At 72.8% G+C, this 12,736-nt stretch carries 10 protein-coding genes; 2 read left to right on the top strand and 8 right to left on the bottom strand.

Going from position 1 to position 12,736, the window contains the following annotated elements:
• Positions 1 to 786: 786 nt before the first annotated feature.
• Positions 787 to 2,856: a polymorphic toxin-type HINT domain-containing protein gene (locus F7P10_RS43170; RefSeq protein WP_254716732.1), complete on the top strand. Its 2,070-nt coding sequence runs from the start codon at positions 787 to 789 to the stop codon at positions 2,854 to 2,856.
• Entirely contained in the window at positions 2,853 to 3,281 is a 429-nt protein-coding gene (locus F7P10_RS06295) for a hypothetical protein (RefSeq protein WP_151008491.1), read from the top strand. The genes F7P10_RS43170 and F7P10_RS06295 overlap by 4 nt, the downstream gene beginning before the upstream one ends.
• A gap of 24 nt (positions 3,282 to 3,305) precedes the next feature.
• On the opposite strand, the gene F7P10_RS06290 is transcribed toward F7P10_RS06295, so the two are convergent.
• From F7P10_RS06290 to F7P10_RS06255, 8 genes are all read right to left on the bottom strand, one after another.
• Positions 3,306 to 3,788 carry a nucleoside deaminase gene (locus F7P10_RS06290; protein WP_151008490.1) on the bottom strand — a complete coding sequence of 161 codons (483 nt, stop codon included), beginning with the start codon at positions 3,786 to 3,788 and terminating at the stop codon, positions 3,306 to 3,308.
• A 25-nt stretch (positions 3,789 to 3,813) separates the two neighbouring features.
• Complete coding sequence (locus F7P10_RS06285; protein ID WP_151008489.1) at positions 3,814 to 4,824, bottom strand: LacI family DNA-binding transcriptional regulator; 1,011 nt, start codon at positions 4,822 to 4,824, stop codon at positions 3,814 to 3,816.
• Between the two features lie 103 nt (positions 4,825 to 4,927).
• Positions 4,928 to 6,358: a GH1 family beta-glucosidase gene (locus tag F7P10_RS06280; protein ID WP_254716442.1), complete on the bottom strand. Its 1,431-nt coding sequence runs from the start codon at positions 6,356 to 6,358 to the stop codon at positions 4,928 to 4,930.
• On the bottom strand, positions 6,355 to 7,245 hold the full coding sequence (locus F7P10_RS06275) for a carbohydrate ABC transporter permease (RefSeq protein WP_218040396.1): 891 nt from the start codon (positions 7,243 to 7,245) through the stop codon (positions 6,355 to 6,357). The genes F7P10_RS06280 and F7P10_RS06275 overlap by 4 nt, the downstream gene beginning before the upstream one ends.
• Positions 7,242 to 8,228, bottom strand: coding sequence for a carbohydrate ABC transporter permease (locus F7P10_RS06270; RefSeq protein WP_151008488.1), 987 nt, complete (start codon positions 8,226 to 8,228; stop codon positions 7,242 to 7,244). The genes F7P10_RS06275 and F7P10_RS06270 overlap by 4 nt, the downstream gene beginning before the upstream one ends.
• Positions 8,229 to 8,399: 171 nt before the next feature.
• On the bottom strand, positions 8,400 to 9,695 hold the full coding sequence (locus F7P10_RS06265) for an ABC transporter substrate-binding protein (protein WP_151008487.1): 1,296 nt from the start codon (positions 9,693 to 9,695) through the stop codon (positions 8,400 to 8,402).
• A gap of 190 nt (positions 9,696 to 9,885) precedes the next feature.
• Positions 9,886 to 10,956: a LacI family DNA-binding transcriptional regulator gene (locus F7P10_RS06260; RefSeq protein ID WP_151008486.1), complete on the bottom strand. Its 1,071-nt coding sequence runs from the start codon at positions 10,954 to 10,956 to the stop codon at positions 9,886 to 9,888.
• Positions 10,957 to 11,065: 109 nt separating this feature from the next.
• Positions 11,066 to 12,727 (bottom strand): glycoside hydrolase family 13 protein, encoded by a 1,662-nt coding sequence (locus F7P10_RS06255; protein ID WP_151008485.1) that lies wholly within the window; start codon positions 12,725 to 12,727, stop codon positions 11,066 to 11,068.
• Between the last annotated feature and the right edge of the window lie 9 nt (positions 12,728 to 12,736).

Genomic DNA, 12,736 nt, shown 5'->3' with positions numbered 1-12,736 from the left:
CGTACCTCCTGTCGGTGCGGTGCCCGCATCTTCGGCGACGTACGCGGATTTGTGCAAACCCGCTTGCCGATTCGGCAAACGACGTCCGGCCGGTTCGGGCTCATGACCTTGGTGGACGCGGTCGGCACGTTCCGAGGCGTTATGTGCGTGGTTCGCATCGCGCAAACCGGCCGGGTCGCCCGCCGGCCCGGGAATCTCCGGCGAGCTTTACAGACAGCACTGTCTATTGGAGACTTCTCCCCGGCGGTGCCGGGGAACCGGAGCCGGTCGGCCATGCCCGTGCCAGGGCATGGCCCGCCCGGCATGCGATCGGTGATCTCGGCGTGAGCGACTGACGCAGGGGATGCCATGTCACATCCGGGAAATGACGAGGCGCGGCCCACGGGGGAGACCCCCCGCCCGGGCTGCCCGCCGCCATCCCCGCCGTCCCCATCCCTCCCGCCCCCCTCCCCACCCCCGGCGTCCCCCGCCCTCCCACCCCCGACCCCGCCCCCGTTCCCCACGCCGTCAGCGGCGCCGTTTCCGACGCCATCGGCGCCACCGCCGTCTCCGGGATCCCCGACGCCCCCGGCGGCGCCGTCCCGCACGCCTCCCGCGCTCCCACCGCCGTCTCCGGCGCCGCCGGCATTCCCGGTGCCGCCGCAGTCCCCACCGACCCCGCCTTCCCCGGCGTCGCCGTCTTCCCCGATGCCGCCGTCTTCCCCGATGCCGCCGTCTTCCCCGATGCCGCCGTCGGCCCTCGGGCCCTCGGCGCACGCGGTCCTTCCGGCGCGCCCGAATGCGCCGATGCGGTTGCTGCCGCAGCTCCAGATGCTGAGCACCCCGCAGCGCGCGCTCCTGCTCGGCACGGTCGCGACGCTGGTCATGGTGTTGACGGCCGGCCTGACGAGCGTGGTCGTCGATCGCGCCGGCTCGACCGTCGCGGCCCCGGACCTGCGGCCCTTCGAGCTGGCCGTCGACGACCTGGCCCGCGCTCCCGGCCTGCGCTACCAGGAGGCCGCCGGGACGGGCACGAGCGGGCGCGACATCACGGTCACCGCGTCCGGGAACAAGTTCGGCACGGCGGCGTCCGGGGACGAGGTCCTCCAGGTCGGCGGGAAGTCCTTCGCCCGCGACCGCGGTGGCACGACCTCGGACGGCGAGTCCGGCCGATGGTCGGAGGGTGGCGAGCGGAACTCCGCGGCCCTCGGCGAGATGCTCGGCCGCAGGCCCGCACCGCTCGCGCTGGCGACCGAGCTGACCCGCGCGCTGGCGAAGGCCGGCGACGTTCCGCAGCCCGAGGACCCGGAATCGGCCACCGTGGACGGCGCGCCCGCGAAAGCGGTCAACACCCCGGCGGGACGGCTGCTCGTCACCCGGCAGGCGCCGCACCGTGTGCTGCGCCTGGAACCCTTCGACGGGTCCTCGCGGGGAGAGCCGCTCAGGAGCGGGTTCCTCCTCGCGGGCGGCCCCCGACTGGCGAGCGGTCCCCTCGACGGCGGTGACTCCGAGGGGATGGACCTCACCCCGGTCACCGGGGACGCCGCCACGAAGATGTTCGAGACGCTGGAGAAGCAGGTCGGGCAGCTGGAGAACGCGACCGTCGGCGGCATCTCCTTCACCCTCGGCGCCTCGGGGAACGTGAGCTGCGGCGCGGGCGGCTGCTCGGTCACGAAGAACTTCACCGGCAGCATCACCGCCGCGGCCCGGTCCCGGATCACGGGCGGCAGCGTCTCCGCCGTGCTGACCTCGACCTTCTCCATCGACGGGCGCTCCGCCGGCCGGTGCACCAGCGCCCCCGGTACCTTCCCGATCAGCGGTAGCGGCGTGTCCGGGAGCCTGAGCTGCTCGAACCCGGGCGCAGGATCGGTGTTCAACTCCGTCAACGCCGAGCACCGGGCGCGGGCGATGGCCCGCTCCCGGGCCCTCGGCGGCAGGCCCGTCAACTACCGCATCCCGTTCCGCGCGGACAACGTGATCAGCGCGCGGGCCCTGGCCGCGGTCGAGGTGAAGCGGCTCGTGCGGCAGGTCCGGCAGGAACGCGACCGGGCGAGCGGATGCCCGGCGCCCAACAGCTTCCTGCCCGGCACGCAGGTCCTCATGGCGGACGGCGGCACGAAGGACATCGAGGACGTGCGGGTGGGCGAGGAGGTCCTGGCCGCCTCCCCGGAAACCGGCGAGACCGGCGCCCGGCCCGTCCTCGCCACCATCACCGGGACGGGCGACAAGAACCTCGTCCGGGTCGAGGCGGGCGGCGGGTCCGTGACCGCCACCGGGAACCATCCCTTCTGGGTGGCCGGCGACGTCGGCGCGTGGGTCGAGGCCGCCGACCTGGAGCCGGGGATGTGGCTCCGCACCGGCGCGGGCACGCACGTCCAGGTCACCGCCACCGACCACCGGACCGCGCACGACCGGCGCGTCCACAACCTCACGGTCGCGGACCTGCACACGTACCACGTGCGGGCGGGCGGCACGTCCGCCCTGGTCCACAACGACTGCAAGGACGCGCGACCCGCGCAACCGCCCCGCCACGTCGCCCTCGGCAGGCGCGCCAACAACCTCAAGGGGTTCGCCGACAAGGTCGGGGGGCAGCACCTGCTCGGCGCGACGACCGACACCTGGAGGGACGAGGTCCGGGCCGCCATCGCGCGGGCGGGCCGCGGGGAGACGCGCATATCCTTCATGCTCGACGGCCTGCCCGGCGACACCCGCGGCCCCAAGAAGGCCCTGGAGATCGCACGGAAAACGCCGGAGAGCCGCCTCCTCGACACCCAGTGGGAGCTGCTCCAGGTGGACGACGCCGGTCTCATGGGCAAGGTCGACTTCTACCGCTGGAACCGCCGTTCGGAACAATGGGCGCGGGTGGAGTACAAGTGACGTTCGACGTGGTGCGGGGGAGCCTCCCGCTGGAACTGCGGGGCATCTTCAGGCCGTGGGCCCTGGAAGTGGGCCACAGCAAGGTGCTGCTGCGCGGCTTCCTGGGAGCCGAGGACGGCGGCGCCCCCAGGGTCTTCGACGTCCTCTTCCAGGACGTGTCCCGGATCTCGCTGGCCGACCAGTACTCCGGCCTGCGCGTGTCGGCGGCGAGTGCGGAGACGATGCACGCCGAGGAGCGGAGAACCGGCAGCAAGTGGCGCGACTCGACCCTGTACCACGTGGCCAAGGACATACCGTGCGACTACGTGGTCGCGGGCTACCTGTTCTGGGCCGAGGTCCGGGTCGGCGCGCGGGAGCGGAGCCCGCTGCTGGACGAGGACCCCGACCCCGGCTCCGTCGTGGGCGGCCGCCTCCACCGGATCTAGCCCCGGGCGCGGCCGGAGGGCCCGTCAGCCGTGGGCGCGGGCGTGCAGGGCGCGGATGTCGGCCTCCAGCTCGGCCACCGGGCCCTCGACGCGGACGTCCGGGGCCACGTCCCGGACCGGGATCGGACGGACCGGCGCCGGGGGCAGCCCGCGCTCGGCGAGCCACCCGGTGAGCTGGGCCGACGACGCGACGTACACGATCCGGCCCAGCCCGACCCAGCCGTGCGCCGCCGCGCACATCGGGCAGTGCTCGCCGGAGGTGTAGACGGTCGCGGCGGCGCGCTCGTCCGGCGCCATCCGCTCCGCCGCCCAGCGGGCCAGCTCGAACTCGGGATGCCGGGTGCGGTCCCCGCCGGCGACGCGGTTGCGGTCCTCGGCCAGGACCTCGCCCGACCCCGCGACCAGCACGGACCCGAACGGCTCGTCGCCGGCCGCGAGGGCCTCGGCGGCCAGCTCCACGCAGCGGCGCAGATGGGTCATCTCTACCTGGGTCGGTTCGTAGGCCATGCGGATGATCTTACGCCCGCGCAGGTCAGGCGCTCTCCCGCAGCACCAGGTGCGGCTTGAGGACGATCACCGGCTCGGCGACCGTCTCGCCGCCGATCCGCGACACCAGCAGCCGCGCCATCTCCACGCCCATCTCCTCCAGCGACTGGTGGACGGTCGACAGCGGGGGGTCGGCGAGCGGCGCGGCCGCCGAGTCGTCGAACCCGATCACCGCGACGTCGTCCGGGACGCGGCGGCCCATCCGGTGCAGGACGCGCAGCGCGCCGAGGGCCATCGGGTCGTCGGCGGCGAACACCGCGTCCAGCTCCGGGTCCCGGGCGAGCAGGTCCTCGGCGGCGGTGATGCCGCTGGCCTCCCCGAAGTCGCCGAACGCGACGCACTCGGGCAGCCCGGCGGCGGCGAGCGCGTCCCGGTAGCCGGTGAGCCGGTCGATGCCGGCGCCCATGTCCTGCGGCCCCGCGATCGTCGCGATCCGCCGCCGGCCGCGGCTGATCAGGTGCGCGACGGCCTCCCGCGCCCCGCTGCGGTTGTCGACGTCCACGTAGCTGACCGGCGACACCCCCGGCGGGCAGCCGCCGAGCACCGTCGGGACGCCCGCCGCCTCCAGCTTCGCGGGCAGCGGGTCCTCCGCGTGCAGCGACGTGAGCAGCACCCCGTCCACGTGCTGCGGCGTGAGGTAGTTCTCCAGCCGCGCGTACTCGGCGGGGGAGCGGGCCATGGCGAGCAGGAGCTGCAGGCCCGTGTCGGCGAGGCCGTTGCCGATCCCGCGGACGATGCCCGCGAAGTACGGCTCGCCGAACAGCCGCTGGTCGGACTCGGCGACCACCAGCGCCACCGTGTCGGTCCGGCGGGTGACGAGCGTGCGGGCCGCGCGGTTCGGCACGTACCCCAGCTCGTCGATCGCCCGCAGCACGGCCGTGCGGGCCTGCGCGCTGACCCGCGGCGACCCGTTGATCACCCGGGAGACCGTGCCGCGGCCCACCCCGGCCCGCGCCGCGACCTCCTCCAGCGTGGGTCGCGTGCTCCTGCCCGCCATCCCGCCCCCCTCCGTCGATCTCGTACCACGACGACCGGAACCGCCGCCGGGACCCGCCGTCCGCGCGGGCCCGAAGCCGGGCCCGCCGCTCCGTCCCCGGAACTCAGCCGGACGAGCGTCCGCCCGGCCCGCCCCGCCGGATCACGTCCGCGTACCAGCGGGCGCTCGCCTTCGGGACGCGCCGCTGCGTCGCGTAGTCCACGTGCACCAGCCCGAAGCGCTTCGAGTAGCCCCAGGCCCACTCGAAATTATCCAGCAGCGACCACGTGAAGTAGCCCTGCAGCGGTACGCCCGCGGCGATCGCGTCGTGGCAGGCGCGCAGGTGCGCGTCGACGTACTCGATCCGCCCGGTGTCCTGGACCGTCCCGTCGCCGTCCAGCTCCTCGTCGTAGCCCGCCCCGTTCTCGGTGATGTACAGCGGGACCGCCGGGTACTCGCGGTGCAGCCGGGTCAGCACCTCGAGCAGGCCGCTCTCGTCGATCTCCCAGCCCATCCCGGTCACCGGACGCCCCGCCGGGACGAACCGGACGTGCTCGCTGCCGACCCACGGGGAGTGCGTGGAGAACGGCGACGACGCGGTCTGCGCCGCCTCGCCCGGCGTCCCCGCGACGGTGTGCCGCGAGTAGTAGTTGATGCCGAGCTGGTCGAGCGGCTGGTGGATCGTCCGCAGGTCCTCCTCGGACGGCTCGAACCCCAGCCCGGCCGTGTCGGCGAGGACGTCTTCGGGGTAGCGGCCCAGCAGCAGCGGATCCAGGAACAGCCGGTTCTGCAGCCCGTCGACGCGGCGGGCCGCGTCCACGTCCGCCTCGTCGTCCGACGCGGGGGAGACCGCGTACAGGTTGACGGCCGCGCCGAACCGGTTGTCCGGGCGCTTCGCCCGCATCGCCTCCACCGCGAGCCCGTGCCCGAGCAGCATGTGGTGCGCGGCGAGCAGCGACGCGGCCGGCTCGAGCCGCCCGGGCGCGTGCTCCCCGGACGCGTAGCCGAGGAACGCCCCGCACCACGGCTCGTTCACCGTCATCCAGTTCCGGACGCGGTCGCCCAGCGCGCCGTGGACGTGCGCCGCGTACTCGGCGAACCGGTGCGCGGTCTCCCGCTCCGGCCAGCCGCCGGCGTCCTCCAGCGGCTGCGGCAGGTCCCAGTGGTACAGCGTCGGCCACGGCTCGATGCCGGCCTCCAGCAGCGCGTCCACGAGCCGCCGGTAGAAGTCGAGGCCCTCCTCGTTGACGGCGCCCGCGCCGTCCGGCTGGATGCGGGGCCACGACACCGAGAACCGGTACGCGGTCAGGCCGAGATCGGCCATCAGCGCGACGTCCTCGGGGAAGCGGTGGTAATGGTCCACGGCGACGTCGCCGGTGTCGCCGTTCAGGACCTTGCCGGGCGTCCGGCAGAAGGTGTCCCAGATGGACGGGCCGCGCCCGCCCTCGGCCGCCGCGCCCTCGATCTGGAAGGCGGCGGTCGCCGCGCCCCACCGGAACCCGGCCGGGAACAGCGCGGCCTCGGCCGCACCGGTGTCGTCCTGTAGCGAGGTCACGCCTTTACCGCACCTTCCATGATTCCGCCGATGATCTGGCGGCCGAAAACGATGAACACGACGAGCAGCGGCAGCACCGCCACGGTCGTCCCGGCGAACATGAGCGTGTAGTCGTCGAAGTAGGCGTTGGCCAGGTTGTTGATCGACAGCTGCACGGTGGGGTTGTCCGGGGCGAGCACCGCGAGCGGCCACATGAACTCGTTCCAGGTCTGCATGAACGTCAGCAGCCCGAGGACCCCGGCCGCGGGCCGCAGCGCCGGCATGACGACCCGCCAGTAGATGCCGAACGTGGAGCAGCCGTCGACGCGCGCCGCCTCGATCAGCTCGTCCGGGATGGCCTGCGAGGCGTACTGCCGCATCATGAACACGCCGAACCCGGTGACCAGGAACGGGACGATGACCGCCTGGAGCTGGTTCTGCCAGCCCAGCTCCACCATGATCATGTAGAGCGGGATGATGCCCATCTGGACCGGGATCATCATCGTCGCGATGATGATCAGCAGCAGCGCGTTCTTGCCCTTGAAGCGCAGCTTGGCGAACGCGAACCCGGCCAGCGACGCGAAGAACACCGTCGAGACGGTGACCACGGTCGAGGCGATCGCCGAGTTCAGCAGGCCCTGCGCGAAGTAGGCGTCGGGGTTGTCGAACAGGCGGCCCACGTTGTCCCCGGCCTCGCCGCCCGGCAGCAGCGGGGGCGGGACGGCCGAGACGACGTCGTTGGTGCGCGTCGCGACGACGATCATCCAGTAGATCGGGAACAGCGACAGGGCGATCGCGACGATCAGCGCCACGTAGGTGAGCGGACTGGCCTCCCACAGGCCGCGCAGCTTGCCGCTCGGGCGGGCGCGCTTGGCGGACTGCCCGGGGCCGGCGAGGAGCGTCGTCACTTGGTGCCTCCCGTGCGTCGCACGATCAGGAAGTTGATCAGGGAGAACACGATGATCATCATGAAGAGCGCCCAGGCGACCGCGGCGCCGTAGCCGTACCGGTCCGAGCCGAAGGCGTTGTCGTACATGTACATCGTGATCGTCTGGAACTGGTGCAGCGCGCCGCCGTCCATGTTGTTGGGCGTTCCGACGCTGAACAGCACGGGCTCGGTGAACAGCTGCAGGCCGCCGATCGTCGAGATGATCACCGTGAAGATGACCGTCGGGCGCAGCATCGGCACGGTGATCTGCCAGAACTGGCGGGTCCGGGAGGCGCCGTCGATCGCGGCCGCCTCGTAGAGGTCGCGCGGGATGGACTGCATGGCGGCCAGGTAGATCAGCGCGTTGTAGCCGATCCACCGCCAGTTCACCATCGCGGCGATCGCGACCCAGGACCAGCCGCGGCTCGTGCTCCAGTCGATCGGGTCGATACCGACCAGGCCGAGCGCCCAGTTGATCATTCCCCAGTCGGTGTCGAACATCTGGGTGAACACGATGGACACCGCGGCGGTCGAGGTGACCAGCGGCGCGACCATGCCGATCCGGAACAGCGTGGGCATCCGGATCCGCCGGTTCAGCGCGTTCGCGATGAACAGGGCGATGAGCAGCTGCGGGACCGTCGCCATGACGAAGATCCCGATGGTGTTGACGGTCGCGTGCCAGAAGTCGGAGTCCGTCAGCAGGTAGTCGTAGTTCTCCAGGCCCACGAACTCGCGGGTGCCGGAGGCGAGCCCCCAGTCGTGCAGCGAGACCCAGAGCGTGAAGCCGAGCGGGAACAGGCCGAAGATCAGGAAGACGATGTAGAAGGGCGAGATGAAGGCGTAGGGCGAGGCCTTCGTGTCGAGCTTGGTCAGCCGGCCCCGCCAGGTGGTGCGGGGACGTTGGCCGGTGCCGCCCGGCGCGGGCCGGGACTGCTTCCGGCCGGCGCGCAGATCGGTGGTCATGCGCCTCCTTTCGGGGGCGGTTCCGTCCGGGGACGGAGGTCCGGGACATGAGTGAGGCGGTGGCGCCGCACGGGGAGGTGAGGCACGGCGCCACCGCCTGGCTGGGAAACGGGTGGGTCGTCGGGGGTGGGTCGTCGGGGTGGGTCGGTAGGGGTCAGGGCCGGGCCGGGGTCACCGGGCCGACTTCTCCGCCTCCTCGACGGCCTTGTCCCACGCCTCGCCGGCGGGGACCTTGCCCTGGCCGACGCCGATCAGGACGTTCTCCACGGCCTGGCGCACGTCCTCGTTCTTCGGGCCGAGGTAGACGGGCTTGGCCTGCGCGACCATCTCGCCGAAGATCTGGCCGACCGGGGCGTCGTTGAAGTACGGGTCCTTGGCCTCGGCCACGGCCGGGTCCTTCGCGGCCTGCGGCGAGGACGGGAAGACGTTCGCGGCCTTGTACGCGCCGATCTGGCCCTCGGGCGAGGTCAGGAACTTGGCCAGTTCGGCGGCCTCCGCGGCGTGGTCGGTCTGCTTCGGCACGGCCAGCCACGAGCCGCCCCAGTAGCCGCTGCCGCCCGGCACCTGGGCGACGTCCCACTTGCCCTCGCCGAAGTCACCGGAGAACTCCTTGATGCCCCCGAGCATCCAGGACGGGCACGGCACGGTCGCGAACGTGTCGCGCTTCAGCGCGGTCTGCCACGGCGGGGTGAAGATCGACATGTCGGCGGTGAGCTTGTTCTGCTCGAACTTCAGCGTCGTGTCGAACGAGGCCTTCACCGCCGGGTTGCTGCTGAAGACCAGCTCGTTCTGCTTGTCGAAGTAGCTGTAGCCCGCGCCCGCGCCGGCCTGCTGCAGGACGGTGGTCCGCCAGATGGCCGTCGGGCCGTCCAGCCACTTGGTGTCCGGCATCTCCGACTGGAAGTCCTGGCCGACCTTCAGGAACTCGTCCCACGTCGGCCAGAGTTCGGAGACCTCGTCGCGCTCGGTCGGGAGTCCGGCCTCCTCGAACAGGTCGGTGCGGTAGCACATGGCGAGCGCGCCGACGTCGGTGCCGAGGCCGACGAGCTGCTCGCCGTCCGGCGTGAGGCCCCCCGCCCACTTCCACGACACGAAGTTCTGCTCGAGCTCCTTGCCGCCGTGGTCGAAGAGGTCGACGAACTTGTTCGCCTGCTGCATGTAGAGGGGCAGGATGCCCTCCTCCAGCATGACGACGTCGCCCGCCCCGCTGCCGGTGGCCATCCACTGCTGGATTCGCGGCTTGAAGTCGTCCAGGGCGGACACCTTGCGCTGCTTGATCGTGACGTTCGGGTGAGACGCCTCGTACTGCTTGTACAGCTCTTCGTAGCCCGGCTCGCCGAAGACGTCGACGGTCAGCTCGATGTTGCCGTCACCGCCTGAGTCGTCCCCGCCACAGGCGACGGCGAGGCCGCCGACGAGCAACGCGGCCACCGCCGTGCTCAGTCCGCGCCGCATGCTGGCCCTCATCGCGGACCCCTTCCAGTTGTGATGTACCTCGGGTGTGGGAGCGCTCCCACGAAGCAAAGACCGTGACCCCGGTCACTGTCAATCGCCGAGACTGAACTGTTATCGGCGTGTTTCGGCCGTTATCGGGCCGTGCGATGCCCGCACGGGCCCGGCACCTGCGCCAACGCCCGGGGACGGGCCGGTGAACGGATCAGCGGGCGGTGCCGGTCCCCGTTCCGGCGCCGGCCGCGCGCCGGCCCGTCCGGGGCGCCGGCGCGGGCGCCGTCGAGCGCCGCACGACCAGTTCCGGCCGGTACAGCAGTTCGGTTCGCGGCGCGCGCTCGCCGCCGATCTCGCCCAGCACCGTGCTCACCGCCGCCATCGACATCTCCCGCACCGACTGCCGGACCGTGGTCAGCGGCGGGTCCAGGTAGGCCGTCAGCAGCGAGTCGTCCATGCCGGTGACCGAGACGTCCTCCGGGACCCGCAGGCCGCGCGCCCGCGCCGCCCGGATCGCGCCCAGCGCCATGATGTCGTTGCCGCCGCAGATCGCCGTGCACCCCTCGTCCAGCAGTCGGGCCGCCGCGGCCTGCCCGCCCTCCACCGTGTACATCGTGTTGACGACCAGCGCGTCGACCTCGGCCGCGGGCAGGTCCGTGTGCGCGGCCATGCCCCGCCGGAACCCCTCGGTCTTGCGGCGCGTCGGGACGTAGACGTCCTGCCCGATCGCCAGGCCGATCCGGCGGTGGCCCATCGCGGCCAGGTGCCCGACCGCCGCCTCCATCGAGGCGATGTCGTCGTTGGAGATGAACGGCGCCTCGATGTCGTCGCGGTACCCGTTCACCAGCACGATCGGCAGCGCCTTCTCCTGCAGCCGCGCGTACCGGGCCCGGTCGGAGTTGGCGTTGGCGTGCAGCCCGTTGACGAAGATGATCCCCGCGACGCCGCGCTCCAGCAGCATCTCGATGTAGTCGTCCTCGGCGACGCCGCCCGGCGCCTGCGAGCACAGCACCGCCATGTACCCGTGCCGGGCCAGCGCGCTCTCGATGACCTCGGCGAACGCCGGGAAGATCGGGTTGGTCAGCTCCGGGATGATCAGCCCGATCAGCCCGGCCCGCTGCTGCCGCAGCCGGGCCGGGCGCTCGTAACCGAGCACGTCCAGCGCGGTCAGCACCGCCTGGCGCGTGGTCGGGGACACGCCCGGCTTGCCGTTCAGCACCCGGCTCACCGTCGCCTCGCTCACTCCGGCGTGGGCCGCGATGTCGGCCAGGCGCGTCGTCATCGGTTTCAACTCGCTCCCTGTTCGTGGTTCTGATGTTCCTGGGAACGGCTCGTATGTCCCGCTATCGGCACCGTACTGCGGTGCGCCCCGCCGCGCCGGGAAGCCGGGGTCAGCGCTCCTCGAGGTCCCACCACAGGGCGGTGTCCGGGGGCAGCTCGGCCCCCGCGTCCCCGACCTCGACGGGACCGCTGGCGAGCAGCGGGGCGCCTTGCACGGAGGCGCGGGAGGGGGCGGGCACGGGGACGCGGACCGTCCGGCCGGACGTGTTCACCGTGCAGGCCAGCGAGCGCCCGCCGTCGGGGGCGTCCCGGACGAACGTCAGCGTGCCGGCGGGGCCGTCCAGCCAGCGGAGCCGGCCGTCGCCGAGCGCCGGGTGCTCGCGCCGGACGCGCAGCGCGTCCCGGTAGAGCGCGAGCATCGAGTCCGGGTCGGCGTCCTGCGCGGCGACGGTGAGGGACCGCCACGCCGGCGGGATCGGCAGCCAGGAGGCCGCACCGGTCCCGAACCCGAACGGCGGCTCGTCCCCGTCCCACGGCATCGGCACCCGGCAGCCGTCGCGGCCCTGGCCCTCGCCGCGCAGCCGCTGGGGGTCCTGGAGGAACTCCTCCGGCAGGTCGAGGACCTCGGGGAGCCCCAGCTCCTCGCCCTGGTAGACGTACGCCGAGCCGGGCAGCGCGAGCGTCAGCAGCGCCGCGGCGCGGGCCCGCGCCAGGCCGGTCGCGCCGCCGCCGTACCGGGTGACGTGCCGCTTCACGTCGTGGTTCGACAGCACCCAGGTCGCGGGGGCGCCGACCGCCGCCGCGGTGCGCAGCGACTCGTCGACGACCTCCCGCAGCGCGGCGGCGTCCCACGGCGCGGTGAGGTAGTGGAAGTTGAACGCCTGGTGGAGCTCGTCCGGACGGGTGTAGGCGGCGAGGCGCTCGGGGGTCGGGGCCCACGCCTCGGCGACCCCGATGCGCTCGCCGTCGTAGGAGTCGAGGAGGCGCCGCCAGGAGCGGTGGATGTCGTGCACCGGGTCCTGGTCGAAGTAGGGCAGGACGGCCGTGCCGAGCATCTCGACCTGGTTCGGGTGGCCGACGTCGGGCAGCCCGGGGGCCTTCGCCATGCCGTGCGCGACGTCGATCCGGAAGCCGTCCACGCCGAGGTCGAGCCAGAACTTCAGGATGCCCGCGAACTCCTCGTGGACCTCGGGGTTCTCCCAGTTCAGGTCGGGCTGCTCGGACGCGAACAGGTGCAGGTACCACTGCCCGTCGGGCACCCGCGTCCAGGCGGCGCCGCCGAACACCGACTCCCAGTCGTTGGGCGGCTCGGCGCCGTCCGGGCCGCGGCCGTCCCGGAAGACGTACCGGGCGCGCTCGGGCGACCCCGGCTCGGCGGCGAGGGCCGCCCGGAACCAGGCGTGCCGGTCGGAGGTGTGGTTCGGTACGACGTCGACGATGACCCGCAGGCCGTGGCCGTGCGCGTCGGCGATCAGCGCGCGGGCGTCGGCGAGGGTGCCGAACAGCGGGTCGACGTCGCGGTAGTCGGCGACGTCGTAGCCGAAGTCGGCCATGGGGGAGACGTAGAACGGGGTCAGCCACAGCGCGTCCACGCCGAGCGCCGCCAGGTAGGGCAGCCGGGACCGGACGCCCGGAAGGTCGCCGACGCCGTCGCCGTCCGCGTCGGCGAAGCTGCGCACGTAGACCTGGTAGATCACGGCGTCCCGCCACCAGCGGGCGGCGTGCTCGGCGCCGTCCCGGGGCGCGGGGACGGCGAGGGTGTCCTGCGTCATGAACGTCCT

The organism is Actinomadura sp. WMMB 499 (assembly GCF_008824145.1).
Classification (GTDB): domain Bacteria; phylum Actinomycetota; class Actinomycetes; order Streptosporangiales; family Streptosporangiaceae; genus Spirillospora.
The sequence above is the reverse complement of the archived record's forward strand: the minus strand, read 5'-3'. Positions and strand labels throughout refer to the sequence as shown.

What these genes read in the sequence shown, in the direction of transcription:
- F7P10_RS43170 (WP_254716732.1), top strand. Translation starts at nt 787, where the DNA reads ATGCGGTTGCTGCCGCAGCTCCAGATGCTGAGCACCCCGCAGCGCGCG.
- F7P10_RS06290 (WP_151008490.1), bottom strand. Translation starts at nt 3,788, where the DNA reads ATGGCCTACGAACCGACCCAGGTAGAGATGACCCATCTGCGCCGCTGC.
- F7P10_RS06285 (WP_151008489.1), bottom strand. Translation starts at nt 4,824, where the DNA reads ATGGCGGGCAGGAGCACGCGACCCACGCTGGAGGAGGTCGCGGCGCGG.
- F7P10_RS06270 (WP_151008488.1), bottom strand. Translation starts at nt 8,228, where the DNA reads ATGACCACCGATCTGCGCGCCGGCCGGAAGCAGTCCCGGCCCGCGCCG.
- F7P10_RS06265 (WP_151008487.1), bottom strand. Translation starts at nt 9,695, where the DNA reads ATGAGGGCCAGCATGCGGCGCGGACTGAGCACGGCGGTGGCCGCGTTG.
- F7P10_RS06260 (WP_151008486.1), bottom strand. Translation starts at nt 10,956, where the DNA reads ATGACGACGCGCCTGGCCGACATCGCGGCCCACGCCGGAGTGAGCGAG.
- F7P10_RS06255 (WP_151008485.1), bottom strand. Translation starts at nt 12,727, where the DNA reads ATGACGCAGGACACCCTCGCCGTCCCCGCGCCCCGGGACGGCGCCGAG.